This is a genomic window from Amycolatopsis thermoflava N1165, assembly GCF_000473265.1.
GTDB lineage: Bacteria > Actinomycetota > Actinomycetes > Mycobacteriales > Pseudonocardiaceae > Amycolatopsis_E > Amycolatopsis_E thermoflava.
This window is the reverse complement of sequence record NZ_KI421511.1, coordinates 6,251,146-6,275,250: the sequence shown is the minus strand read 5'-3', so window position 1 is coordinate 6,275,250 and position 24,105 is coordinate 6,251,146. Positions and strand designations below refer to the sequence as shown.

Annotated in this window: 26 protein-coding genes and 1 tRNA gene; 10 read left to right on the top strand and 17 right to left on the bottom strand. The window is 68.2% G+C overall.

The window, feature by feature from the left end:
* Positions 1-58 precede the first annotated feature (58 nt).
* Positions 59-2,791: a sensor domain-containing protein gene (locus AMYTH_RS0131000; RefSeq protein ID WP_027933499.1), complete on the top strand. Its 2,733-nt coding sequence runs from the start codon at positions 59-61 to the stop codon at positions 2,789-2,791.
* On the opposite strand, the gene AMYTH_RS46035 is transcribed toward AMYTH_RS0131000, so the two are convergent.
* Entirely contained in the window at positions 2,749-3,780 is a 1,032-nt protein-coding gene (locus AMYTH_RS46035) for a GlxA family transcriptional regulator (RefSeq protein ID WP_323807244.1), read from the bottom strand. The two genes, AMYTH_RS0131000 and AMYTH_RS46035, sit on opposite strands and share 43 nt — an antisense overlap.
* A 70-nt stretch (positions 3,781-3,850) precedes the next feature.
* On the opposite strand from AMYTH_RS46035, the gene AMYTH_RS0130990 reads away from it, so the two are divergent.
* Positions 3,851-4,618 carry an NAD(P)H-dependent oxidoreductase gene (locus tag AMYTH_RS0130990; protein WP_027933498.1) on the top strand — a complete coding sequence of 256 codons (768 nt, stop codon included), beginning with the start codon at positions 3,851-3,853 and terminating at the stop codon, positions 4,616-4,618.
* On the opposite strand, the gene AMYTH_RS0130985 is transcribed toward AMYTH_RS0130990, so the two are convergent.
* The 5 genes from AMYTH_RS0130985 to AMYTH_RS0130970 all read right to left on the bottom strand — a co-directional run bounded on the left by AMYTH_RS0130985 (position 4,562) and on the right by AMYTH_RS0130970 (position 8,733).
* Positions 4,562-5,704, bottom strand: a complete 1,143-nt coding sequence (locus tag AMYTH_RS0130985) for a Cmx/CmrA family chloramphenicol efflux MFS transporter (RefSeq protein ID WP_027933497.1) — start codon at positions 5,702-5,704, stop codon at positions 4,562-4,564. The genes AMYTH_RS0130990 and AMYTH_RS0130985 overlap by 57 nt on opposite strands.
* Positions 5,705-5,817: 113 nt before the next feature.
* Complete coding sequence (locus tag AMYTH_RS0130980) at positions 5,818-6,756, bottom strand: winged helix DNA-binding domain-containing protein (RefSeq protein WP_027933496.1); 939 nt, start codon at positions 6,754-6,756, stop codon at positions 5,818-5,820.
* Positions 6,757-6,765: 9 nt separating this feature from the next.
* Positions 6,766-7,188, bottom strand: coding sequence for a DUF6194 family protein (locus tag AMYTH_RS0130975; protein ID WP_027933495.1), 423 nt, complete (start codon positions 7,186-7,188; stop codon positions 6,766-6,768).
* Positions 7,189-7,241: 53 nt separating this feature from the next.
* Positions 7,242-7,442 (bottom strand): DUF6228 family protein, encoded by a 201-nt coding sequence (locus tag AMYTH_RS51255; protein WP_410468324.1) that lies wholly within the window; start codon positions 7,440-7,442, stop codon positions 7,242-7,244.
* Between the two features lie 274 nt (positions 7,443-7,716).
* Positions 7,717-8,733 carry a cation diffusion facilitator family transporter gene (locus AMYTH_RS0130970; RefSeq protein WP_027933494.1) on the bottom strand — a complete coding sequence of 339 codons (1,017 nt, stop codon included), beginning with the start codon at positions 8,731-8,733 and terminating at the stop codon, positions 7,717-7,719.
* A gap of 14 nt (positions 8,734-8,747) precedes the next feature.
* Here AMYTH_RS0130970 and AMYTH_RS0130965 point away from each other — a divergent pair, with 14 nt between their 5' ends.
* On the top strand, positions 8,748-9,113 hold the full coding sequence (locus tag AMYTH_RS0130965) for an ArsR/SmtB family transcription factor (protein WP_037322807.1): 366 nt from the start codon (positions 8,748-8,750) through the stop codon (positions 9,111-9,113).
* A 5-nt stretch (positions 9,114-9,118) separates the two neighbouring features.
* Positions 9,119-9,913, top strand: coding sequence for a class I SAM-dependent methyltransferase (locus AMYTH_RS0130960; RefSeq protein ID WP_027933492.1), 795 nt, complete (start codon positions 9,119-9,121; stop codon positions 9,911-9,913).
* On the opposite strand, the gene AMYTH_RS46030 is transcribed toward AMYTH_RS0130960, so the two are convergent.
* Positions 9,889-10,350, bottom strand: coding sequence for a DUF2306 domain-containing protein (locus AMYTH_RS46030; protein ID WP_228685329.1), 462 nt, complete (start codon positions 10,348-10,350; stop codon positions 9,889-9,891). The genes AMYTH_RS0130960 and AMYTH_RS46030 overlap by 25 nt on opposite strands.
* 201 nt (positions 10,351-10,551) lie before the next feature.
* Between AMYTH_RS46030 and AMYTH_RS46025 the strand changes: the two genes are divergently transcribed.
* Entirely contained in the window at positions 10,552-10,809 is a 258-nt protein-coding gene (locus AMYTH_RS46025) for a hypothetical protein (RefSeq protein ID WP_027933491.1), read from the top strand.
* A 4-nt stretch (positions 10,810-10,813) separates the two neighbouring features.
* Here AMYTH_RS46025 and AMYTH_RS46020 read toward each other — a convergent pair whose 3' ends face one another.
* The 8 genes from AMYTH_RS46020 to AMYTH_RS0130910 form a co-directional block, all read right to left on the bottom strand.
* On the bottom strand, positions 10,814-11,713 hold the full coding sequence (locus AMYTH_RS46020) for a hypothetical protein (protein ID WP_051362867.1): 900 nt from the start codon (positions 11,711-11,713) through the stop codon (positions 10,814-10,816).
* A 384-nt stretch (positions 11,714-12,097) separates the two neighbouring features.
* Complete coding sequence (locus AMYTH_RS0130940) at positions 12,098-13,231, bottom strand: site-specific integrase (protein WP_027933490.1); 1,134 nt, start codon at positions 13,229-13,231, stop codon at positions 12,098-12,100.
* The gene (locus AMYTH_RS0130935) at positions 13,231-13,440 is read right to left on the bottom strand and encodes an excisionase family DNA-binding protein (protein WP_027933489.1); all 210 of its coding nucleotides are present in this window, start codon (positions 13,438-13,440) and stop codon (positions 13,231-13,233) included. Before AMYTH_RS0130935 ends, AMYTH_RS0130940 begins: the two co-directional genes overlap by 1 nt.
* Before the next feature lie 12 nt (positions 13,441-13,452).
* Positions 13,453-15,039 carry a replication initiator gene (locus AMYTH_RS0130930; protein ID WP_037322805.1) on the bottom strand — a complete coding sequence of 529 codons (1,587 nt, stop codon included), beginning with the start codon at positions 15,037-15,039 and terminating at the stop codon, positions 13,453-13,455.
* Between the two features lie 17 nt (positions 15,040-15,056).
* Positions 15,057-15,446: a hypothetical protein gene (locus AMYTH_RS0130925; RefSeq protein ID WP_027933487.1), complete on the bottom strand. Its 390-nt coding sequence runs from the start codon at positions 15,444-15,446 to the stop codon at positions 15,057-15,059.
* Entirely contained in the window at positions 15,443-16,969 is a 1,527-nt protein-coding gene (locus AMYTH_RS0130920; RefSeq protein ID WP_027933486.1) for an FtsK/SpoIIIE domain-containing protein, read from the bottom strand. Before AMYTH_RS0130920 ends, AMYTH_RS0130925 begins: the two co-directional genes overlap by 4 nt.
* Positions 16,970-17,506: 537 nt before the next feature.
* Positions 17,507-17,803: a winged helix-turn-helix domain-containing protein gene (locus AMYTH_RS0130915; RefSeq protein ID WP_410468323.1), complete on the bottom strand. Its 297-nt coding sequence runs from the start codon at positions 17,801-17,803 to the stop codon at positions 17,507-17,509.
* Positions 17,800-18,255: a hypothetical protein gene (locus tag AMYTH_RS0130910; RefSeq protein ID WP_027933484.1), complete on the bottom strand. Its 456-nt coding sequence runs from the start codon at positions 18,253-18,255 to the stop codon at positions 17,800-17,802. Before AMYTH_RS0130910 ends, AMYTH_RS0130915 begins: the two co-directional genes overlap by 4 nt.
* Positions 18,256-18,404: 149 nt before the next feature.
* Between AMYTH_RS0130910 and AMYTH_RS46015 the strand changes: the two genes are divergently transcribed.
* The 5 genes from AMYTH_RS46015 (at position 18,405) to AMYTH_RS49100 (ending at position 22,554) form a co-directional block, all read left to right on the top strand.
* On the top strand, positions 18,405-19,295 hold the full coding sequence (locus AMYTH_RS46015; RefSeq protein ID WP_228685027.1) for a hypothetical protein: 891 nt from the start codon (positions 18,405-18,407) through the stop codon (positions 19,293-19,295).
* On the top strand, positions 19,265-20,071 hold the full coding sequence (locus AMYTH_RS46010; RefSeq protein ID WP_228685025.1) for a hypothetical protein: 807 nt from the start codon (positions 19,265-19,267) through the stop codon (positions 20,069-20,071). The genes AMYTH_RS46015 and AMYTH_RS46010 overlap by 31 nt, the downstream gene beginning before the upstream one ends.
* Before the next feature lie 98 nt (positions 20,072-20,169).
* The gene (locus AMYTH_RS49110; RefSeq protein ID WP_157360679.1) at positions 20,170-21,102 is read left to right on the top strand and encodes a hypothetical protein; all 933 of its coding nucleotides are present in this window, start codon (positions 20,170-20,172) and stop codon (positions 21,100-21,102) included.
* A gap of 70 nt (positions 21,103-21,172) precedes the next feature.
* Positions 21,173-22,030, top strand: a complete 858-nt coding sequence (locus tag AMYTH_RS49105) for a hypothetical protein (protein WP_157360678.1) — start codon at positions 21,173-21,175, stop codon at positions 22,028-22,030.
* Positions 22,027-22,554, top strand: a complete 528-nt coding sequence (locus AMYTH_RS49100) for a restriction endonuclease (RefSeq protein ID WP_157360677.1) — start codon at positions 22,027-22,029, stop codon at positions 22,552-22,554. The genes AMYTH_RS49105 and AMYTH_RS49100 overlap by 4 nt, the downstream gene beginning before the upstream one ends.
* A gap of 147 nt (positions 22,555-22,701) precedes the next feature.
* Here the strand turns inward: AMYTH_RS49100 and AMYTH_RS46005 are convergent, their stop codons facing one another.
* Together AMYTH_RS46005 and AMYTH_RS0130875 are read right to left on the bottom strand one after the other, a co-directional pair.
* Complete coding sequence (locus AMYTH_RS46005; protein ID WP_209440803.1) at positions 22,702-23,289, bottom strand: hypothetical protein; 588 nt, start codon at positions 23,287-23,289, stop codon at positions 22,702-22,704.
* A 735-nt stretch (positions 23,290-24,024) separates the two neighbouring features.
* A tRNA-Phe gene (locus AMYTH_RS0130875) sits at positions 24,025-24,098 on the bottom strand.
* Positions 24,099-24,105 lie beyond the last annotated feature (7 nt).

The window sequence follows — 24,105 nt, the reverse complement described above, 5'->3', positions numbered from 1 at the left end:
TGAAGCGGCCGAATGGTGTAATCGGACAGCAGAAGATGCTCGGCGGATCGGACGGAAGATGGAGCCAAACGCCAACCCCGGGGAAGGCGTGGCCGGCCTGTCCGTCGATCATGAACAAGTGATCGACCTGGCCCTGTCCGCCGATCGCGCCGTGATCTGGTCCTTCGGCTTCGCCGACGACGTCCTCACCTGGCGGCCCGGCCTCGACCGCCTGCTCGCGCTGCCCGGCGCGCCCGACGCGGAGATCCGCGCCAAGCTCGCCGAGCTGGTCGAGCCGCTGATGCTGGCCGCCCGCACCGCGCCGGTGTGGCATGACCTGGAGCTGGAGCAGCCCTACGAGACGCCGGCGGGCGACTCGCGGTGGATCCGGTTCCGCGCCCGCACGTTCGACGGCGGGCTCTTCGGCATCGCCACGGACGTCACGGACCGGCACGAGGACCGCCGCGAGCTGGCCGACCTCGCCGACCGCTACCGCCTGCTGGTCGAGCTGAGCCCGGACGGCATCGTCGTGCACCAGTACGGCGTGCTGACCTACGCCAACCCGGCCGCGGTCCGGTTCGTCGGGGCGGTCACCGCGTCCGAGCTGATCGGGCGCCCGATCACCGACTTCGTGGACCCGCCGTCGGTGCCGTCGATGCTGCGCCGGATCGCCGGGTTGAACGAGCCGGGCGCCACGTCCGAGCCGGCGGAGGCGGTGCTGACCAGGCTGGACGGCGAACGGATCACCGTGGAGTCGGTGTCGGTGCGCACGACCTGGGAGGGCAAGCCGGCCTTCCAGGTGATCATGCGCGACGTCAGCGCGCAGAAGGCCGCCGAGGCCGCGCTGCGCTACCAGGCCGCGCTCGTGCAGCACGTCAGCGACGCGCTGATCGCGACCGACGCGCGGGGCCGCGTGACCAGCTGGAACCCGGCCGCCGAGAACATCTACGGCTGGCGCGCGGCCGACGCGCTGGGCCAGGAGGTCGGGCGGCTGGTCGGCGCGCCGCTCGACCCGGCCGACGTGCTCGCCCACGGCGGTGTCGCGCAGGCGACCCACCGCGCCGCGGACGGGTCCGCGCTGGCGGTGCGGGTGTCGGCGGCCGAGATGGACGACGGCTACGTGCTGGTGTGCGCGGACGAGACCGCCCGCCGCCGCGCGGAACGCCAGTTCAGCACGGTCGTCGCGGCCCTGGACGAGGGTGTGCTGGTGATCGGCCCGAACGGCCGGGTGATGTCGGCGAACCCCGCGGCCGAGCACATCCTCGGCGCGACCGAGGCGGAGCTGATCGGCGCGCCGCCGGACGCCTGGCCGCTCTACGACGAGGACGGGCGGCGGCTCGACCCGTCGGAGTACCCGTCCGCGCAGCTGCGCCGCGGCGGCGAGCCGCAGCAGGGCCGGGTGATGCGGGCCAAGCGCGCGGACGGCCGGATCGTGTGGCTGTCGGTGTCCTGCCGGGCGATGAACCCGGAGGACATGGCCTCCTCGGCGTTCGTGCTGTCGTTCAGCGACATCACCGAGCGCAAGGCGATCGGCGAGCGGCTCGCGCACGACGCCACGCACGACCCGCTGACCGGGCTGGCCAACCGCACGCTCGTGCTGCAGCGGCTCAACGCGGCCCTGCACGAGGAGGGTTACGGCACCACCGCGGTGCTGTTCATCGACCTGGACAAGTTCAAGGTCATCAACGACTCGCTGGGTCACACGATCGGCGACCGGGTGCTGCAGATCGCCGGCGAGCGGCTGCGGCACGCGGTGCGCGCCGGGGACGTGGTGGGTCGGCTCGGCGGGGACGAGTTCGTGGTGATCGCGTTCGGCGTGCACGACGAGTCCGGGGTGCGCGCGCTGACCAACCACATCCGGGACGCGATGACCACGCCGATCTCGGTCGACGGGCGCCGCCTGCACGTCGACGCGAGCATCGGGATCGTGCTGACCGGCCCCGGCGACCAGCGCGAGGCCGACGAGCTGCTGCGCGACGCGGACGTGGCGATGTACCACGCGAAGACACTGGGCCGGGGCCGCTACGAATTCTTCGACGTCGAGCTGCGGATGCGGATGCAGCGGCGCCTGCGGCTGGAGCAGGACCTGCGCGACGCGGTCCGGCACGGCCGCCTGTGGGCCGCCTACCAGCCGGTCGTCGACCTGCGCACGGACGAAATGGTCGCGGTCGAGGGCCTGCTGCGCTGGACGCACCCGGTGCACGGGCCGATCTCGCCCGCGGAGTTCATCCCGCTGGCCGAGGAGAGCGACCTGATCAACCTGCTCGGCTCGCACATGCTGCGGGAGACCACCCGGGAGGTGGCGGCCCGCCGGGCGGAGGGCGCGAAGGTCGGGCTCAAGATCAACCTGTCCACCCGCCAGCTCGACGACCCGGCGCTGGTCCTGGCCGTGGAGGAGGCGCTGGCGGTGACCGGGCTGCCCGCGGACGCGCTGTGCCTGGAGATCACCGAGAGCGCGCTGATGCGGGATTCCACGGTCACCAGCAAGACGCTGGCCGCGCTGCGTGAGCTCGGGGTGTGCCTGGCGATCGACGACTTCGGCACCGGGTACTCGTCGCTGGCGCAGTTGCAGCGGCTGACGCTGGACACGTTGAAGATCGACCGGTCCTTCATCACCGGGCTGGGCGAGTCCGGGGACGCCGAGGTGATCGTCACGAGCATCATCGCGATGGCCCACGCCGTGCACCTGACCGTCGTCGCGGAGGGTGTGGAGAACGCCAAGCAGCTGGAGATCCTCAAGCGGCTCGGCTGCGACCAGGCCCAGGGCTACTACCTGGGCCGGCCGCTCCCGGCCGCCGAGCTGTGGTCCTGATCCTCGGCGCGGCTGCCGCGGAAGGTGTAGCGGTAGCCGCTCGGTGACACGCCGAGCGCGGCCTGCAGGTGCTGGCGCAGCGAACCGGCACTGCCGAACCCGGCGTCCTCGGCGACCCGGTCGATCGGCAGGTCGGTCTCCTCCAGCAGCTGGCGGGCGCGCTCGACCCGCTGCTGTGTGAGCCACTGCCCCGGCGAGAGGCCGACCTCCTCGCGGAAGCGGCGGGTGAAGGTGCGCACGCTCATCGACTCGCGCGCGGCGAGCTGCCGCAGCGTCAGCGGACGGTGCAGGTTCTCCAGCGCCCACGCCCGCGCCGCGCCGGTCGAGGACACCGTCGGCTGCGGCACCGGCCGGGGGATGTACTGGGCCTGGCCGCCCTCGCGGTGCGGCGCGACGATCGTGCCGCGCGCGACCTCGTTGGCCACCGCGGCGCCGTGGTCGCGGCGGATCATGTGCAGGCACAGGTCGATGCCGGACGCGACGCCGGCCGAGGTCAGGACGTTGCCGGACTCGGTGTAGAGGACGTTCGGGTCGACCTGAACGCGCGGGTACAGGGTGCGCAGGTCGTCGGCGGACTGCCAGTGCGTGGTGGCGGGGCGGCCGTCGAGCAGTCCGGCCGCCGCGAGGACGAACGCGCCGCTGCAGATCGAGGCGATGCGGGTGCCCGGTTCGATCGCCGCGAAGGCGTCGGCGAGCGGGCCCTGCAGCGGGCCGCCGGGCTGCGGGCCGTAGTCCTCGTCGGAGGAGGACACGATGACCGTGTCGGCCTCGGCGAGGGCGTCCAGGCCGTGCTCGACGTTGACCGTGAAGTCGGCGTCGGTGCGCACCACGCCGGGGTGGAGGGTGCAGGTGAGCACCTCGTACAGCGGCCCGCCACCCGCCCTGGCCTGCCCGAACAGCCGGTGCACGATCCCGACCTCGATCGGCAGCAGACCGTCGCGGACCAGCACGGCCACCCGGTGCCTGCCGTCGTTCGCGAAAACCGTCATGGCCCGATCCTGACACATGCTGACCATCGGGCCACTCGTCGCGGGCGCGGTGACGGCGGAGCCTGGTGACATGAACGTGTTGTGGATCTTCGCCCACCCGGAGGGACGCTCGCTCAACGCCGCGCTGCGCGACGAGGGGCTGAAGGCGCTGGACGAGTTCGGCCACTCCTACCGGGTGTCGGACCTGTACGCGATGAAGTGGAACCCGGTGGTCGACTACGGGGACTTCGAGCACGACCCGGCCGAGCGGATGCTGGTCGCCTCGGCCTCGCAGGAGGCGTACGAGTCCGGCCGCCTGCCCGCCGACATCAGGGCGGAGCAGGAAAAACTCGACTGGGCGGACGCGATCGTGGTGCAGTTCCCGATGTGGTGGTACGGGCTGCCGGCGATCCTCAAGGGCTGGTTCGACCGGGTCTTCGTGAAGGGCCTCGGTTACGGGATCGCCGACGAGGACGGCACGGTCCTGCGGTACGGCGACGGCAAGCTCACCGGCAAGCGTGCGATGGTGGTGACGACGATCGGTGCGCGGCCGTCCAGCATCGGTCCGCGTGGTGTCCACGGTGAACTGAACGACCTGCTGTTCCCCTTGCACCACGGCACTTTCTGGTACACCGGCATCTCGCCGCTGCCGCCGTTCGCCGTGCTGAGCGCCGACCGCCTCGACGAGGCCGGGTTCGACGCGGCGGTCGCCGGACTGCGGGACCGGCTCCGCACCCTGGAGAGCGCGGAGCCGATCCCGTTCCGCCACCAGAACCGCGGCGACTACGACCAGGACCTGGTGCTACGCGCCGACCTCGCGCCTGGCCGGTCGGACCTGGCCGTACACCTGCGCGACTGACACGACCATGAGCAGCGCGCTGACCACGACCGGCGAGCGGAACCCGAGACCCGCGTCGAGCGCGAGCCCGCCCAGCGCGGGGCCGAGCGTGTTGCCGACGTTGAACGCGGCCGTGGTGAAGCCGCCGGCCAGCGCGTTGCCCGGGGCCTGGTAGAACACCCGCGCGGTGAGCGCCGGCGCCAGCCCGAACGCCAGCATCCCTTGCAGGAACACGAGAACGAGCGTGACGACCGGGCTGGCCGCGCTCAGCGCGAGCGCGACCCAGCCGACGGTCAGCGCTGCGGTGCCGGTCAGCAGGACCGTGCGCGGCCGCGCGTCGGCGACGCGGCCACCGAACACGATGCCGACGCACGCGCCGATGCCGAACAACACGAGCGTCGCGGGCACCCACGCCTCGGACAGCCCGGCCACCTCGGTGACCAGCGGCGCGAGGTAGGTGAACGTGCAGAAGGTCGCGCCCTGGACGAGGGCGTTCGTCGCGTAGGTCAGCAGCAACGGACGGCGCAGCAGCGGCCGGACGGCGGTCGCCTCGGTGTCCGGTTTGGACACCGGGATGGTGCGCACCACCGCCACGGTCGCCGCCACGGCGAGCGCGGCCACGGCCCAGAACGCGGAGCGCCAGCCCCACGCCTGGCCGAGCACGGCGCCACCGGGAACGCCCGCGACGCAGGCGAGCGTGACCCCGCCCATCACGACGGACATCGCGCGGCCCTTGGCGTCCGGCGCGACCAGCGCGACGGCGACCGTGGTGGCCAGCGCCCAGAACCCGGCGTTGGCCAGCGCCGCCACGATCCGCGTGACGAGCAGGACGGCGTAGCTGGAGGTGAGAGCGCCGAGCACGTGCGCGGCGGCGAACACGACGAGGAACGCGGTGACCGCCCGGCGTTGCGGCCAGCGGCGGGCGAGGATGGCGAGCAGCGGCGCGCCGACGATCATCCCGACCGCGAACGCCGAGGTCAGGTATCCCGCGGCGGCGATCGAGACGTCCAGGTCCGCGGCGATGTCCGGGACCAGGCCGGACAGCATGAATTCCGAGGTGCTCTGGGCGAAGACGGCGAGCCCGAGCAGGTAGACGGCAAAGGGCATGACAAAGCTCCCGAGTCGGAGAAAACAGGGTCAGCGGGTGATCCGCTCGCCTCTGTCCGACTCGGGGCTGTTCACGCCCGGCAGCATAGCCGGCGCCGGTCGCGGTGATCGACTCATTTTCCGTCGAACCGGCGCAGGTCCTCGATTTCCGCGGTCAGGTCCGGCAGGTCTTCGAAGGGCTGAACCTCGACGCGGCCGCCGGTGCGGGTCCAGGTGCCCGCGACGCGGCCGTCGACGAGGACAGCAGCCCTGACGATGCCGCCGCCGGGGTGCACGAGCCTGCGGTGTTCCGGGGCGACGGCGTGGTCCCGGGTGCGCCACCCGAGGAGGTACTCGTCGAAGGCCGGGATGAGGCGGACCGTGTCGCCCGCCTCTTCGCCGTCTACTGTGGACTCCCGCCAGTGGGATTTCAGCCTGGTGACGGGGATTCCGGACCAGGCGGCGAGGTCCGCGGGCCCGGCTGGTTCGTGCGCGGCCCGGTAGCGGGCGACGAGCTGTCCGAGGGCGGTGTCGCCGGGTTCGGTCGGCAAGGGTGCGCCCAGCCAGTCGCCGGCGTGGACGTAGGTGGGCTTGCCGCCGCGTTCCGGCCCGAGCACGACGAGCCCGCGCGCGGCGGCGAGCATCGCCAGGTGGACCGTCGCCTGCCCTTCGGTCCCGGTGCGGTCGCCGAGTTCGGTCTTGGTGAGCGGGCCGCGGCCGTCGAGGGCCTTGGCGGCTCGCGAGGCGTCGGGGTTGTCGACGCCGAGTTCCTTGAGCCGCCGGAGCGAGTTGACGGGATTCGGTTTCACCAGCGGGAACAGCCAGGGCAGGTCGTCGCGGGCGATCAGGTGCAGGGTGCCGCGCGGACCCCAGCAGCGGACGAGCGTGGCGTCCCGGCGGGCGTTGTCGAGCTCGGCGGCCGTCAGGCCGGGCACCCGGGCCCGCAGCGCCAGCGGGAAAGCCGTCGGTTCCTGGGCCTGCACCGCGAGGAGGTGGCGCACGGCGTCGACGAGCGTCGGTGTTTTCGACCGGTCCAAGAGCTGGGCCGCCACCCGCCGGCGCCGTACGTCCATGGGGGCAGGCTACCGACGCCGGCGCTCCGCGTTGTCGAACTTGCGGACCGCGAACTCGTAGGCCTCGTCGAGGAGTTTCCGCGCCTGCGGCCAGGTTTCGTCGGGGTTGATCACGCAGACCCAGTGCTGGCCGCCGTAGAGCGGGTGCGGGAACAGGACGTCCAGGGCGGTGACGTCGTAGTCCCCGTCCGGCACGACTTCCTTGAAGCGGTCACGGGTCAGCCCGATGTTGAGGCGGAAGACCCCGGGGCGGTCCAGGTTCGACGTGTTGTCGTACGGGTTGTCCGAGGTCACGATGGTCGCCCAGGGCATCTGACGCTGGGGCGGCAGGTCGCCGCGGGGGTCGTAGATGGCGAAGACGTCCCCGTTCGCCTCGACGATCCGGGAGCCTTGGAAGGTGGCCAGTTCTTGTCGAATGTGCTCGATGTCCACTGCGCCAAAGAAGCACAATACAGATGATCAATGTGCAGAACAAGTGACGATCATCACATCAATTGGATGTCCGCCGCGAGCCTGCGCAGTTCTTCACCGGCTTCGAGGCTCACCACGACCGACGCGCTCCAACCGCCCGCGGAGGCCCGCCACGGCGCCAGCCCATCCTGCCTACCGCAAACCCGCCCACCGCGAGGAAAACCACCGCGCCCCAGTGCCGCGCGCTTCAGAGACGCCTCGAGTCGCAGTGCCATTCGCCACCTGCAAATCGGCCCACCGCTGGAAACCACCGCCCACTACCGCGCCCCGCCAAGGCGCCCCGTCCGGCAGTGCCACCACCCAACCGCGAACCTCCCCACCCCAAGGACTCCACCGCATCCAACTACCGCGCCCCGCCAAGGCGCCCCACCCCGCAGTACCACCACCCAGCCACGAACCGACCCACCCCCAGAACCCACCACATCCAGCCACCGCGCCCCGCCAAGGCGCCCCGCAGCGCCGACATCCGCCCCCGAACCGCTCGTCCCGCTACCGCGGCCCCACCAGCTCGTGCGCCCCCTCCGCACCCAGCGCCGGCTCCGTGTGCACCACCGCCGCCGTCAGCCGCGGCACCCGTTGCGTCAGCCGGTGCTCCACCTGGTGCGCGAGGTGGTGCGCCGCGGTGACGGTCAGCGCCGGGTCGACGGCCACCGCCAGCTCGGCGCGCAGGCTGTGCCCGATCCACCGCACCCGCACGTCCCGCGCCGCGCGCACCCCGTCGACGGACCGGGCGGCCCGCTCGACCAGGTCGACGGTCGCCGGATCGACCGCGTCCATCAGCCGCCGGAACACCTCCTTCGCGGCGTCGCGCAGCACCAGCAGGATCGCGACGGTGATCACGAGCCCGATGATCGGGTCGGCCATCGGGAACCCGAGCGCGACGCCGAGCGCGCCGAGCACCACCGCGAGCGAGGTGAACCCGTCGGTGCGCGCGTGCAACCCGTCCGCGACCAGCGCCGCGGAGCCGATCTGCCTGCCGACCGTGATGCGCCACCGCGCGACCAGTTCGTTGCCGAGGAATCCGATCACGCCTGCCGCGGCCACCACCCACAGCCCGGTGACCGGCCGCGGCTCGATCAGCCGCCGGACCGCCTCGTAACCGGCCAGCGCCGCCGAGCACGCGATGATCAGCACGACGACCACGCCGGCCAGGTCCTCGGCCCGGCCCAGCCCGTAGGTGAACCGGCGGGTGGCGGCGCGGCGGCCGAGCGCGAAGGCGATGCCGACCGGGACCGCGGTGAGCGCGTCGGCGAAGTTGTGGATGGTGTCGCCCAGCAGCGCGACCGAGCCGGTGAACAACACGACGACCAGCTGCGCGGCCGCGGTGACGAACAGCGCCAGGAACGACCAGACCAGGGTGCGCATCCCGCGCCTGCTGGTCTCCAGCGCGCTGTCGAACCGGTCGGCGCTGTCGTGGCTGTGCGGCGTGACGAGGTGCCGCAACCGCCGCGATCGGTGGCCGTGTCCGTGCCCGTGGCTGTGTCCGTGTCCGTGCGGAGTTCGCATGGCATCATGCAAGCATGCGCGCGCATGACGACACAACTGACCCGGCCCGGCTGCGGGTGGCGGCGGAGGTGCTGGGCCACCTGGCCGACCCGACGCGGCTGCACCTGCTGCGGTTGTTGTCGGTGGAGCAGGACGTGTCCAGCCTGGTCGCGCAGGTGGCGGCGTCCCGGTCGTCGGTGTCCCAGCACCTCGGCAGGCTGCGGCTGGCCGGCCTGGTGCGGGCACGGCGGGACGGCCGCCGGATGCTCTACCGCATCACGAGCGACCACCTGGCCGATCTGGTCGCCGAGGCGCTCGGGTACGCCGACCACGCCGTGCTCGGGATCCCGCACCACGTGGTCGACGAGGCTCCCGCGGAACGGGTGAATCCGGCAGGATGACCGATATGTCCGAACGAAGACGCCGCGCGGTCTCGCTCGCACTCGCCGCGTGGCATCGCGGCCTCGCCACCATCGGCCTGACGCAGTCCGAACGCCGCATCGCCGCCGATGCGCAGTCCTTCTGGTCCGACCGGTCCGACGTGGACTGGAAGGACAACTCGCACTGGGCGGACGCCCCGGTGTTCGGCGAGAAGGTGCCGTGGCAGGAGATCGGCAGGCGGCACCTGGACATGTTCCGCCGCGGCGCGCGGATGGCCGGTTTCGACCGCCCGTGGGACCGGGTCGTCGAGTGGGGCTGCGGCGGCGGCGCGAACGCGGTGCACTTCGCGCCGCACGCGACGGAATTCGTCGGCGTCGACATCTCGACGGAAAGCCTGCTGGAGTGCGAAAAGCAGGTGAAGGCGGTGTGCGACACCCCGTTCCGCGGCGTCGCCGTCGACGTCCCGGACCCGGAAGCGGCGCTGCGGGAGATCCCCGGGCCGTGCGACGTGTTCCTGTGCCTCTACGTCTTCGAGGTGCTGCCGACCCCCGAGTACGGCGAACGCATCCTGCGGCTCGCGCACCGCATGCTCGCTCCCGGCGGGCTGGCCTTGATCCAGATCAAGTACGACGAGGGCCGGTGGCTGACCCGGCCGCGCCGCCGCTCGTACCGGACGGGCCCGTCGCAGATGACGACCTACGCGATCCCGGAGTTCTGGAAGCTGGCCGCCAGGGTGGGTTTCCGGCCGGAGGCGATCGAACTGGTGCCGGAGAACGAACTGGACGAGCGCTACGCCTACTTCTTCCTGACCAGGCCCTGATCGCGGCGTTCCAGCAGCAGGTCCGCGACCACCCACAGGAGGAATGGACTGAGCCACACCCCGATGCTCGCGGCGCTGTAGGTCATCAGCTCCGCGCTCCCGAGGAAGGTCGTGTCCACCTGGGGCGTCAGGACGATCGTGGCGACGACGTTGACGACCCGGCTGAGCACGATCGACATCGCGAGCGCGAAGCTGCGCGCCATCCACCTGCGGTGATCGCCGAAACGGCGCCGACGGGCCATCCGCCACCCGGTGGCCTTGACCGCCAGCCACAGCGCGGATCCGACGAGGTTCGCGCCGCGGCCGGAGGGACCGGCCGCGGCGTGCCACCCGATGTACAGCCCGAGCAGGCCCGCCGGCAGTGCGCCCGCGAAGACGTAGATCCGCCCGGTGATGCGGTGCCCGCGTGGGTGTTTAGCCCGGAACGCGGGCCAGATCTGGCATGGTGGCGGTCCTGGCCTTCTCGGTTACCGCCCTGACCTTCGACCCCGCCCGGTCCCGGCTGGAACCGCCGCCGGACAACGACCTCTACTACCCGCTGCCCGTCGGGCACGTGGCTGGATCGTCTGCGGCGGCCCCTGCTGAAGGCGGGGCTGGTCGGCGGCCAGGCCCGCGCGGCGGCGCTGCACCTGACCGCGGTGGTGCGCGGCGTCGCCCAGATCAGCCTCGGCATGCACAGCACGCACAAGACCGAGGACGGTTTTCCGCGCAGCGAAGCCGAACTGACGCAGATTCTTGGCGAGCTGATCAACCCGGCGGACTACCCGGCGCTGGCCGCCGTGCAAGCTGCCGAGTCCGCCGAGGACCTCGGGGACGGCGAGGCACTGCCCGCCGCGCTCGCGTTCGGGGTGGACCGGTTCCTGGACGGCCTCAAAGCCTGGGTGGCGGCCCGCTGACCGGTCAGACGGTCGCGTCGGCGGGCGCGCGCCCGGTGGGCCGCTCGGCGATGATCTCCATGTTGCCGGCGCCGTCGATCAGGAGGACGGTCGGCACCAGGTCGCCGCTCGTGTCGGGCGAGGTGCGCACCCAGTCCTCGATCTCCGCCACCCAGCCGGAACTCGCGCCCGCCACGTAGATGTGGTCCGGGCTGACCAGCCCGACGACCAGCCGGTCCTCGCCGACGTGGTGGGCGACGTTGTCGCGGAACTGGCCGAGCACGATCGCCGAAGCCGCGCACAGGTTGTCGTCGCCGCGCTCAACCGTGACCAGGCGTCCCTTCTGCTCGTCGTCGTGCACCCCGAAGAGGAGGCCGCGCGCGAGGTTGCCGCACGCTTCGTCGAGCAGTTCCTGCCACTCGTTCCCGGTCATCGCCTCGAACCGGTTCTTGAGCAGGTGGGACATGCCAATCCGGCCGGCGGGGGTGATCGTCGTCCTGGCGAAGCCGAGGTGCAGGCGGCTGTCGACGAGCGGGAGGGAGGCGTAGAGCTTCAGCGGGCCGTCGTAGGTGTGCAGGATGGGCAGCCACTCGCCGTCCCGTTCGGTCTCGACGAAGTTGTCCTCGGCCGCGCGGGCCGCTTCGATGGCCTTGCTCCAGTCGTCGCCCGCCGGCCGGTCGAAGTCGTGGGTGCGCTCGGCGCGGGGGAACGTGCCGGCCAGGAAGACGCGGTCCACCCGGGAGGGTTGCCAGGTGCTGTGGATGCGGGTGACCTCGCTCGCCTGGACGTCGCGTTGTTCGCGCACCTGGCGCCACGCCTGACGAACGGCGTCCTCGGCCCGCGCCGGGGCGGCCCCGTGGAGCAGGTCGTCATCCCTGCCGTTGACCTGGAAGACGACGAGGTTGAGATCCGCGGGCGAGTCCATAGCACGCCCACCCTACGCGGCGCCGCTGACGCTCCGTAGTCGCACGACGGGCCCCGAACACGGTGTCGCCGCTGTGCGGTACGGGAGAACTACGGGCAGCGCCATTGGTAGACACCGGGCGAGGACTCGACGACCTCGCCAGTAGCCCACGCCAAAACCCTTCGCCGTGGCGGAATCGCACTGGCGTGCAGCTCCGCAACCAAGATCACCACCGGCCAGTGGTGCGACCATGAACACGAAAAAACCGCCCCGACGTGCATCGGAGCGGTTTTCGGAAGGTGGCCAGGGCCGGGGTCGAACCGGCGACCTTCCGCTTTTCAGGCGCAGATGTTTCCGCTGGTCATGCGGGGTGCACGGCCGGTTCGTGCACCCCGCGTGCCCCAATCAGTGCTTCACGATGATGGTCTTCGGAAGCTTGATCGCGTCGCCCCGTTCGGCCAACTTGCTCAGCTCCCCGGCCAGTTCCTTGTCCCTCCCCTCGACCGCGTGGAGATACCGGAGCGCCGCCGCTGCCGACGAGTGCCCGAGGCGCTTCTTGAGGTCTGCCAGCGTCGCGCCAGTGCTCGCGGCGAGCGTCTGTCCGGTGTGGCGCAGGTCGTGGAAGGACACGTCCACACCGACGCGCTTCCGGGCACGGACGAACGCCTGGTAGACCGCGTTGCCCCGCATCGGCTGACCATCGCGGCCGACGAAGAACCGCTCCGCCCCCGCCCACTTGGTCATGTGCTCGACCAGGTAGGGCTTGAGATGCGGAGGAAACGCGATCTCCCGCCGCCCGGCATCCGTCTTGGGGTCCTTGTCGTACTTCTTCGGGCTCTCCAGCAGCTCCACCCTGTTCTTGCGCACCGTGATCACACCGGCGGTCAGGTCCACATCCTCGGTCCGGAGCCCGCACACCTCCCCGCGCCGCAGCCCGCACCAGGCAGCGAGCAGGACGGCCGCCCGGTATCGAGGAGTGATCGCCTCGACCAGCTCGGCCACCTGACCCGGTGTCGCGATCCCCCGTTCCTTGGCCTTGTCGGACCCAGCGCCAGGGATCTGGCACGGGTTGACCTGGATCGCCCCGTCCCGCTTCGCCTGGTTCATCACGGCTCGCAGGAAGCGGTACGACTGAGCGATGGAGGTCTTCCCTCCCGTCCCCGCCAGCGCCTTGCCGTACCAGCTCCGCACGACCGGCGGGGTGATCGCGATCAACGGCAGGTCAAGCAGCTCCGTCATGTGCAGGCGCATGTTCCGCCGACACGTCTCCTCCCAGCGGTCACCCACGTCCGGGTTGTCCCGGAGGTAGGCATCGGCGTAATTGCCGAACGTTTCCCGGCCGAGCTTGTCATCCAGCCAGGCCCCGCGGCTGATGTCGGCCTCGACCCCGACGAGCCAGCGATCAGCATCGGTCTTCGTCCGGAACGTGTTCGGCGCGGACTGCCGCTTTCCGTTCGGCGCGATGAATGACGCTTGCCAGCGGCCCGAAGGCAGCTTCCGGACCTTGCCGAACCTCCGGCGTCCCTTGCTGCTCGCCATCAAGCAGCCCTCCCGCCGGACCAGCGCACCTCGACCGGCTCGACGCGACCTGCCTGCACGAACGCCTCCAGGTCGTCGACGGCCAGCCGAACATGAACGCCAATCTTGTGAAACGCGATCCGCCGTTCGGCGATCAACCGCCGCACGAACCGAACCCCCGTGTTCAGGTACTCACCGGCCTCTTCGACCGTCAGATACTTCTTCTGCATGTCCCCCTCCGCCTACGCCGCCAGCCGAGTTGCCGAAGTTTCTGGAATGCCTGCGGGTGGGCCTGCGGCGAGGAGCGCCCGGTCGTACTCGGCCTTCCAGGTGATCCGTTCTGCGATGGCCCGCATGAGCAGGTGCGCCCGTGGTGGTGCGTCCCGGTCGCCGGGTTGGACTTTGCGCCAGATCAGGCGCGAGGTGTCTTCCTCGGGTTTGACGATGCCGACGTTCGCGAGCATGTCCCGCACGAACGCCTTCCGGTCGGCCTTGTGGTCGGCCAGGGACTTCCCGGACCACTTGCGGGAGACCAGGACGCGCCGGCCGGGGAGCCCGAGCGTGGTCCTGCGGTGCGCCCTGCCCTTGCAGTGCCCCGGAGTGGTCTTGCTGGTCGCGCCGAGTGGCTGGATGCCGTAGAGCAGCCAGACCGCGCAGCGGGGCGAACACGGGGTGATGGCGAGTTCGGCGTGGAGCCGGTCGTGGTGTTCCCGCTGCCGGGCGCTCGTGGCTTCGACCACTTCGCCGGTGGACTTGGTGAGGTATTTGGTCAGGTAGCCGATGTGGCGTCCGGCTTCTTCGGTGCCGCCGAGGATGCCCTTGGAGTGCACCTGCCGCCCGAAGGTCACCACGTGGGCGGGTTCTTCGACCTCCTCCACCGCCTCCTCCCACGGCGTCAACGGCTCGTGCTTCTCCGGATCGACAAACCCCTTCGCCCGGGCATCCCAGACCGGCAGCCGATCCCCGCCGTAGATGGGCTCGTCATGGGGCGGCCACCAGACCTGGTGATAGGTGGCCTCGGTGACCTGCCGCAGCACCTCGTGCGGAATCGCCCCCCGCAATGCCGCGTGCAGGTGCGGGGCGGTGCGCTTCTGGGGTTCGACGGTCGCGAAGTACTGCACATCCCAGCCCACGACCCGGCGGAGGTTCTGCCACCACCGATCCACCAGCGACGAGAAATGCACCGCATCCCGCGCCGCCCGCCGATAGTCGTAGCTCGCCATGTCGACCGGGGTGCCGTCCTCTCGCACCCGCCCGTAGGTGTCGCAGGTCAGCGTCACGAACATCGACGGCCGGAACTTGCCCGCGTACTCCCGGCCCACCGTCGTTTTGGCGACCTTCTTCCGCGGCAGGTTCGGCGCGTCCTGCCGCCGCTTGGTCGACCGCTTCACCGGCCGCTTGCCCGGCAGGTCCGGCGAGGGCAGGCGGCCGCGCACGCCGAGTTGCCGAAGTTCCTCATCGACCCCGCGGATCTCCTCCCGCAGTTCGTCGGCCTGGCCCTCCTCCCCGTGCTCGACCGCGTCCCGATACTGCGCCACCAGATCGGCGCGGAACTCCATCAGCTCCTTCTGTTCGGGTGTCGGAGGGGTCGGGGTGAAGTCCGGTTCCTCAGTGAGGTGCCAGCCCTCCCGGCACTGCGCCATCCGCAACGCCTTCGCCTTCTTCGCGCACGGCGCGCAGACGCTCTCCACCGTCGAGCCGCACGGCACCGCCACATACCGCAGCTCACCGGTGTCGGGGTCGCCGACCTCCATCGTGAACGGCCGCACGCACACCCCGTGCTTCTCCGCGGTGGCCTTCATGACCTCCGCCGAGAGTGGCAGCCGCATCCGCTCAGCACGAGTGCTCACGCAGCCACCTCCCGCCGAGCCCAGCCGTGCAGGGTGGTCAGTTCCACGTCCTGCTCCACCCCGCGCGGCAGATCCGGGAACACCGCCCGCTCGTACCGCACGGCACCCCACACGTGCACCGGAACTCCCGTCGCCATCCGACCGACCACGGTCAGATGCACGGACGGGGCATCCTCGAGCCGGATGGCGGTCACGGTCACGCCACCGAGCGTTCGCGCCCAACCCAGCAGCGCCGAGGCAAGGCCACCCAAGCCAACCTCGTGCAAGTGCACCGCTACGGGCTCCCGCCACGTCGTGCACTCCACTGACAACGGCGAGGGCACCGCATGCCGGACGAGGTGATCCCGCAGCGCATCGAGGTAGGGCAACACGTCATGGCTGGTCATGCCGCCGCACCCCCGATCACCATCCGGCCGGTGACGAACGCTTCCAGGGCCTTCACGGTGTCGTCGGGCACCCATCCCGCCCGGACTCGGAGAGGTTCGCGGAGCCCTTCGCCCCAGACGTAGCCGACGCCGGCTTCGGTCTCGGCGATCCGGTTCGCCCACGCACCCCGCTCGTACGCCTGGTCGCCGAGAACCATGCCGACGTGCGACTTCGAGGTGACGCGGAGGCAGATACGGCGGGGGAACAGCTCCCGCACCGGAACCGTGTCCTTCGTCGGCTCCTGCACATACCCGCGCACCGTGAACCCGAGCGCCCGGCCCTGCGTCGTCAGCAGCGCGACCCGCTCCACGATCTGCTCCCGCGTCTTGCGATCGGTGTACTTGGTCAAAGCCCCGATCTCGTCGAACTCGACCAGCTCAAGCGGGTTCTCGGCGCTGATCGGCACGTTCCGGACCCGCCCGGCGAACTCGGCCTTGCGGGCGTCCATCGCGGCCACCAGCTCGTCCAGAACGTCGAGCGCGTCCTTCGGCGTGACCGCGTAGCGGTGGAAGATGCCGCGCCCGTAGGCCAGCTCCATGCCCTTCGGGTCGATCCCGGAGACCCGCACCAGGCCTTCCCGGATCGCCGGGGCGATGGACACCAGCGGGCACCACATCATCGAGTTCTTCCCCGCCCCCGAGGCCCCGGCGACGAGAGTGTGACTGCCGGAGCCGTGCAGCGGGACGTGCCAGTCCTGCCCGTACTCGGTCCGCCCGGACCACACCCGCCGCAGATCCACCGCCCGCTCCCCGACCTCCGGGCACGGCACGGGAGCGGCGAGCAGGTTGCGGCGCTGAAAGTCGATCGACACGACATCGGGGGCGATCTCCCGCACCTGGCACCGGCTGACCTTCCGGGCGGAGGCCAAGGCGCGGGCGGCGTCGTCGAAGTCCTCCGGCTTCTGCCCCGGCACCAACCGGACCTGGACCTCATCCCAGGACGGGCCGGAGCGCACTCGCTTCACCTTCGGCACGCGCACCCCAGCCGACCGCTGCTCCCGGGACACCTTCTTACGCCCCACCAACGTCACCGTCACGTCGACGGGGATCGCGTCGTCCTTCACGCTCAGACCGCAGGCGTGCAGCCACTCCGGCAGCTTGGGCATGTAGATCGCCCACTTCTGCCACCACGTCCGCAGCACCCGCCCCGCCCACTGGTCATACGAGACGAGGTGGAACCACCGCCAGGACACCAGCCCCGACGCCACCACGGTCAGGGTGACGACCAGCGAGAGCCAGCCGAGCCAGTAGCACCAGGCCGCCACCGCCACCACGGTGAGGCTGGTCCGCGGGTGCATCACGATCTGCGCGACGACCCAGAACACGCCCTTGCACAGCCACCACAACGCCAGGAACACCACCGCAGCAGCGGCCAGCGCTTCCGCGATCCCGGCCAGCGCCTTGCCCAGCTTGTGCAGCACCCAGACGACCACGGCCAGGGCACCGCTGCCGAGCAGGAGAACTCCGAGGGTGTGCGCGTCCATCAGCGGCCACCCCCAGACGGAATGTCCAGGGGCAGCCGCCCGGCGCACGTAGCGCACTCAGTGTCCCCCGGTGCCAAACGGGCGAACCTGCGGCACGCACTGCACCGCGCCGGGACGCGGTCTCTTGACGCTGGTTGTGTACGGTTGTCTATGGTCTTCAACGTCTGCTCCGTCAGGTGTGGACAGCGCAGAAGCGGGAAAGGTTGGTAGCCAGGTACCGCTTCTGCGCCTAACAACTCGGGACGTGAATCAGGGCGCACGACATCGCCGCACGAACCCTTCGCGCGTTAGCTTTCGTCCTATCTGGACTTAGAGGCCTTCGGCCGACTTCCGTTGGCAGGCCTTACAAACAAGCACTTTGTCTCGCAACACTCGTTGCCGTCCTCCGCAGATCCAGCACCGACGCCGGATGAACCAGCGGCGTCGGGAGCGCGGTAGCCTCGGCGACACCACCATCACCTCCCCTCGCGGTTGTGGGTGGGATGGCACGGGGACGAGCGGGACGGTCACACTCCTTCACTCGTCCCCGTGCCGGGTTCAGGAACTCCGCCGGTCCGTCACGAACGTGCCCTTGGACGGGATCGTGATCACCAGGCCGCGCTTGCGCAGGATCTCGATCGCGTGCCGGGCGGTGCCAAGCGAGACGCCGTACTCCTTGGCGAACTCCCGCTCGCTCGCCAGCGGCGTGTGCGGAGGCAGCTCCCCCGCCTCGATCCGCGCCGCCACGTGGTTCGCGACGTTCTCGTACATGTAGCCCGGCGGACCCGGCTGCTCGTTCAGCCGAAACTTGGGCGGCTTGATGTCGTGGCAGGTCATCGTGACCACACCCGTCACGCGGCCTTGGCCGACTCAGCCGGCCCGCCCTGCGACTTGCCCCGGCCGCCACCCGCGTTGACCGCCTTGAAACCGGACGCCCGGAACACGTACGACTGGTACTTGAACTCACCGTTTCCAGCCACACGCGGCTCCGCGGTCAACCCCTCCAACTCGACCGGGCGCATCCCCGGCAGCACCTCACCCGTGGTCGGAACCGGCTGCACATCGGCCAGCAACGTCACCTCGAACGAAGCCCGCTTCGCATTCGGCTCCGACGGGTCGGTCACCGTGACCTTCCACTGCCGCTTACCCGTGATCTCGTCCACCCGCTGCCGAGCCGGACGACCCGCCGCCCGATCCTCCCGCGACTGGTACTCGTTGTCCGGCGACACCTCACCCACCATCACCAGACCCTGCGGAAACGCCTCATCGAACTCGACCGGGAACCGGTGCCCCCTGCTGATCGCCATCTCTTCGAACTCCTCGTGTCGTGGCCCTCTCGGCCGGTTTAGGCCCCTAAACACCCGCTCCATAGTGCACCCTGGCGTGTCTAGGGGGTCTAAACAGCAATGTACCGGCCCCTGACGGGAAGCGTCAAGGGGGTCTAAACTCCGACCTTGTGAGCACCGAGGACTTCGACAGCGTCCGGCGCGACCCCGACCCGATCCGGCGGGGCAAGCGCGCAACCGAGCTGCTCACGACCTACCAGCAGCGAGCGACCGAGCTGGCGCGGCTCCGGAAGGCCGCGATCGAGGAAGCGCACCGTGAGCTGGGCATGAGCTACACCGAGATCGCCGGAGCGCTTGGCATCACGAAGGGCCGGATCACGCAAATCCGCAGCACCGCACCCGCCGCCGAGCGAGCGTTCTTCGGAGTCGGCCCGGTGAGCATCGGCGTGCCGTACCGGTACCAGACGACGGACCGTGAGCGCCCGCTGATCGCGGCCGAGGACGCCGAGACCGCCAACCAGCTCGAAGCGCTGTTGACCGCGCTCTCGCTCGCCACCTCCCGCTACCAGATCGAGCCGGATCGGACCGAGCCGCCGGCCGGAGACACGATCGTTGTCTGCGGTCCGAAGTCCGCTCCCATCGGCGCTGATCTGCTGTCCCGTGATCCCGCCTTGGCCATGGTCGAGGACGGCGGCCGGTGGTGGATCGAGCAGCGCGAGGACGGCACGCGGATCGGTTCGCCGTCCGACGAGCCCACGCCCCAGTCGGCCGACGTGGCGTATGTGGCCCGGCACATGATCGACAACCGTGTGATCATCCACATCGCGGGTATCCATGGCATCGGATCACGTCGGCGCGACGCACTACCTCCGAGCGCATCTCGCCGACGTGTTCCGGCAGGTCGGACAGCAGCCGATGTCGCTGGTCGTGCGAGCGACCTACGACGGACTGACCATCACCGACAGCGAACTTGCCGCAGGCCCCTACGTTTGGTGAATACATGCGAGTCACAACCGCGCAGCTCCCGCCGATGGAGGAGAGCGCCGACAAGATCTTCGTGACCCCGCACGCGGTCATCCTCCTCGACGGCGCATCCGCCTTCGTCCCGGTACCCGTCCCAGCATCCGCCTACGCCGACTACCTCGGCCGCTTCCTCGCCGACGCCCTCACGGCTGATCCGGCCGCCGACCTGCAAGAGATCCTGGCCGAAGGCATCAAAGCCACCGCGGCTCACTACGACCTTCGAGCAGGGGAGTCGCCATCGAGCACGGTCACGATCGCCCGCGAACGCGACGAGCACCTTGACCTGCTCCTCCTCGGCGACAACACCGTCATCCTCCCGGGCGGCGAGATCCTCACGGACGACCGAATCGACCGCCTGGACCTCGAACCCCGTCGCAAATACCGCGAACGCCTCGCCGCCGGCCACGGCTTCGACGACGAACATAAAGCTCTGCTTCGCGCGCTACAGACCCAGCAGGCCCAGTTTCGCAACCAGACAGGCGGATACTGGATCGCCGAAGCCAACCCAACCGCAGCCTTGTACGCAATATTGGCCAGGCTCCCAGCCGAACGCACAAGCTGGGCAGTTCTCGCGAGCGATGGCGCGTTCAACACGATGGCGCACCTCGGCCTCACCGCTTGGTCAGACTATGTTCAGGCCAGACCCAATCAGCTGGCTGGCCTACTCCGAACGTGCCAACACTGGGAAGCTGAAGACGACTCACGAGCATGCCAACTTCCGCGCGCGAAGCTCCACGACGACAAAGCTCTCGCCGTCGCCGCGCTGGCTCGTAAGCTCGAAGTATCAACGAAGCCGCTGCTGCAACAAGAGTGAGTCGGTAACAGCTTGGTCCCAGTCCGTAACAGCGTCGTCGCTTCAACTGAACATCGTCCAAAATGAGGACGGTTGCAGCTGCACGGAAACGAGGAGCTATGACGAGCGCTGGTTCGAAGAGAATTTCAACGGCAGCCTATCAAGCGCTACGAGATGCACTACCTCTGATCGTCTGGTATAAGCGAAGCTTCCGACAGTATCTGACTACCGCATTTCGGGATCGTCCCGAATTGCTTACTGGGCTCAACTTTCAGCTGAGCAAGCGTGAAGTGTCAGACGAAATTGTAGATCGCTTAATGCGCGACGAGATCTCCTATCAGCCTGTCACTCTCCGGCTCATGCTCGAAGTTGCAAACACGAAATCTTTTCACGAGCTTGAGCATCATGAGGATAGCGAAAAGTTGCTCAAACGAGCGAGGGAGGCCGTCGCTTATCTGAAGGAGCAGACTCGAGGCCACGAACAGATAATTGTTGAACGGGAAAAGGCGGCAGCCGAACGGGCGGCCTACCTCCAGGAGGTGGAACTTCAGCGTCGCTTCACCGACGACCTTGACGACTTGAAGAGGCAGTTCTTGCACCTCGCCACCACGCAGAGCACCCCGCAAGAACGGGGTCGCGACTTCGAAGGTTTCTTGAACCAAATTTTCACTCTCTTCGACTTAGAGCCTCGCCTATCCTACGTCGTTAGATGGGAGCAGATTGACGGTGCCTTTAGCTTCGATACCGACGATTACATTCTCGAAGCAAAATGGACAAAAGATAAGGTCGAAATAAGAGAAGCGAACCATTTCGCAGAGAAGGTTCGAGACAAAGGGAAAAATGCGTTGGGTTTGATCGTAAGCATGGCAGGTTTCAGTCAAGGGGTAGTGGATAGGTTTAGCAGGAGTACACCGTTTATGACCATGGACGGGGCGGATCTCATGGCGGTTCTCGAACAGCGGGTAAGGCTAGATGATCTGCTCCGACGCAAGAAACGGCACGCGAATGAGACAGGCGAGTGCTATTTTCCCGTTGCGCGACTTTTTAGCTGAGAAGAGGTCGCAGTCCGGGTTCGGCAAATGTGTTGATCTTCTAAATATACCGAAGTATGGTAATTAAACTATGCGCGTCCACATAGCAGCACCAACCATCACTGACACGACCACTTTGACCAGCGTACTTACAGAACTCGAAACGGACTACACGACGGGCGACTGGGGCGACCTACCGGAGCAGTCTGTCGACATGGATGCCGCGGTTGTTGTCCTTCCCGCAGCCGACACGCCGGATATCGAGAATCTTCTTGTCGAGGCCGGAATAGCAGTGGGGCAGGGTATCCCGGTCCTGATAGTGACCGAGCGGGATGTGCCCGACGCTCTTCTCCGGTCTACCCAGGTAGTGCGACTGGAGGCTGCTGCGCTTCGTGCAGAAGCACTCAAATTTCATTTGAGCCTCTTCTTACAGCGGATAGGAAAAGGAGTTCGCACAGACGAAGAGGCTGCAAGACTGCCGCTACTAACATCAACAGACCTTCGAAACTTCCACGAGCGTCTCGAAGAAGTTCGGGCTCAAGGTCGAAATCGTTGGCAGAGTTACGAGGATTTGGTCCACAGCATATTCACCTCCGCAGGCGCCGACATCGTCGCCCCAAGAGACCGAACCGACCGAGGTTTCGATTTTGCGGTTGCACTTCCTCGCCTCACGCAAAATTTCGGCCCACTAGTCGTCGAGGTAAAGACTTCTTCTTCACCGCGAATTCTACGAGAATCAGCCCGCAAGCTCGCAGGCATTGTAATGCGCGAACACCTCGGCCTAGGCCTCTTACTATTCGACCAAACCGAAAGAAGCACGAGTGTCTCGGTACCCACTGTCCCGATGGTAATCACCATGAGCTTTGACGAACTTCTTTCGAAGCTGGAGCGCGAACCGCTTGAGCGGGCTTTGATCAGGGCGAGGAACGAGGCGGTGCATCGCTTGTGAGTCAGTTCGACCCTCGCCAGGTGCGTGCTCTTTTGGAAGAAGCCGCCAAGAGTTCAACTGCCGACGCCCGCGGCAAGAAGTATGAAGAACTGCTTTCCTACGTGTTCTCCTCAGTTCCGGGAACCCTTGTACTCTCGAACAAGAAGAACTATTTTGGCGGCGAGCAGGTTGATCTAGCTATCGGACATAGTGGCAATTTCAATGGCGTCCCCAGCAACTTTCTTGTCGAGTGCAAGAACTACGAAGACCCCGTTGACAGCAAAGCGGTAGGATACTTCCTATTTATCTGCCTAAGCCGAGGAGCCAATCTTGCAGTCATCGCTGCAGCGAATGGCCTCACCGGAGATCCAAGAGACTCTTCATACGCGCATTCATTAGCTCTCGCTGCTGCCGCGATGGGCTGCAGATTGATAGTCGTCACCAAGGACGATTTGTTAGCCTTGAGAACAACCGACGACGTTACCAAACTCATCAGCCATCGCTATCTGGATGCATTCGCCAACGGCGGCATCGGGGCGGGGTGACACAGTATGTTGCGACATCGCGGAGCGATCCGAACGAAGCCCGCACTCTCGGACATTGCCGAACTTAGCTCTATGAGATCAAGGCGGCGCGCAAGCGCGCCGCGCACCGTCCGGCCTGCCGCTCCGCTTCGGCCGGCGGCGCTGCCCCTAACGCTCGCCGTGCTCCAAGAGCTTCTCCTCGCGCATGAACGCAAGAGCGGTCTCGGGGTCGCGCCTAATCGCCGCACGCAGCTGCTTGACTCTGAAACGCTCCCGGCCCGTCTCAATCTCGCGCTCCCAGCCATCGCGCGGCGAAACCAGCTGCTCGGCCACCAGAAACTCGATTATGTCCTCGACGGAGGGCCTGAAGCGTCGTGGACCGACGGGAAGATGCAGTCTCTCCAGCAGCCTGTTGCGTCCGTCTAACCTGGTGCCAGCCCGCTCCCACGCCTCAGAGGACGCACAAACCTGGAGATGCGCCTCGGGGTAGCCATCAATCTTGTTGCGCTCGTAGTCGTAGTGAAACAGCACCTGCTCAAGCTGCTCGTCCAGTGACAGCAGCATGACCGACGCGGTCACCGCCATGTACTTGCGAGCGTCGTCTGGTTCGAGTCGAAACGAAAGACCCAGGTAGAACTTCGGACGCTTCCCACTTGACGACAGCGGCAGCCCGCACCGCAGATCTTGATCCCGCTTGCTGATCTTGTAGCCGACCACGGCACGCGGATGCCTCGCGTCCGAGATGACGGAGGTCATCTTGACGCCGTTACAGACGGTCTTGTTAAGCAGCTCAGTAAGTTGATCGCCGAAGCGCTGCGACTCCGTACGAAGGTCGAACTGTGGCGTCGGGGGTCACTCCTTCAGCAGGTCACCTACAGCAACCCAAGCCAGGCGGGCACGGAGTGAGCTGAAGTGGCCTGACGTCCCCTGTGCCAACAACTCTTCACGACTGCATCCAGCCCGCTCAAGGGCATGCTGCACCGCGGCGTCCAAATCGGCGGCGTTGGCGTGAGTAACATCGCTGGCTGGCCGCTCTGCGACAGCTGTCATGACTGCACTCCACTTCTGCTCACCTGTACCAAGTCGCTCGTCTTGAGGGACCGTTACAAGCACCATGACATCTACCACCGACATTTTCCTCGGGGCTCTGCCCCGGACCCCGGCACCGCTTCAGAGATCAGCCGAACGGACCAGTCCGGTGACCTCCTCCCGGCGCGCCCGAGGGCTGCCAGGCCGGCCGGCACCGGTCAAGGGCGCTTCGCGGCCTCCGGCAGACCCTTGACCGGCACCACCCGGCCTGGCAGGGGTGAACCCGCGCCGCGAGGAGATCACCTCAGCCCGGAGGAGTGGGGAGGGGAGAAGGACCATGCCCCCTGCGTGCCCCAAGGGGCGGCAATCCGGGGTCAACCAAGGTCAACGCCGGGCAGAGCCGCGGGAGACCGTAGGCATGAAAAAACCGCCCCGACGTGCATCGGAGCGGTTTTCGGAAGGTGGCCAGGGCCGGGGTCGAACCGGCGACCTTCCGCTTTTCAGGCGGACGCTCGTACCAACTGAGCTACCTGGCCGGAAACG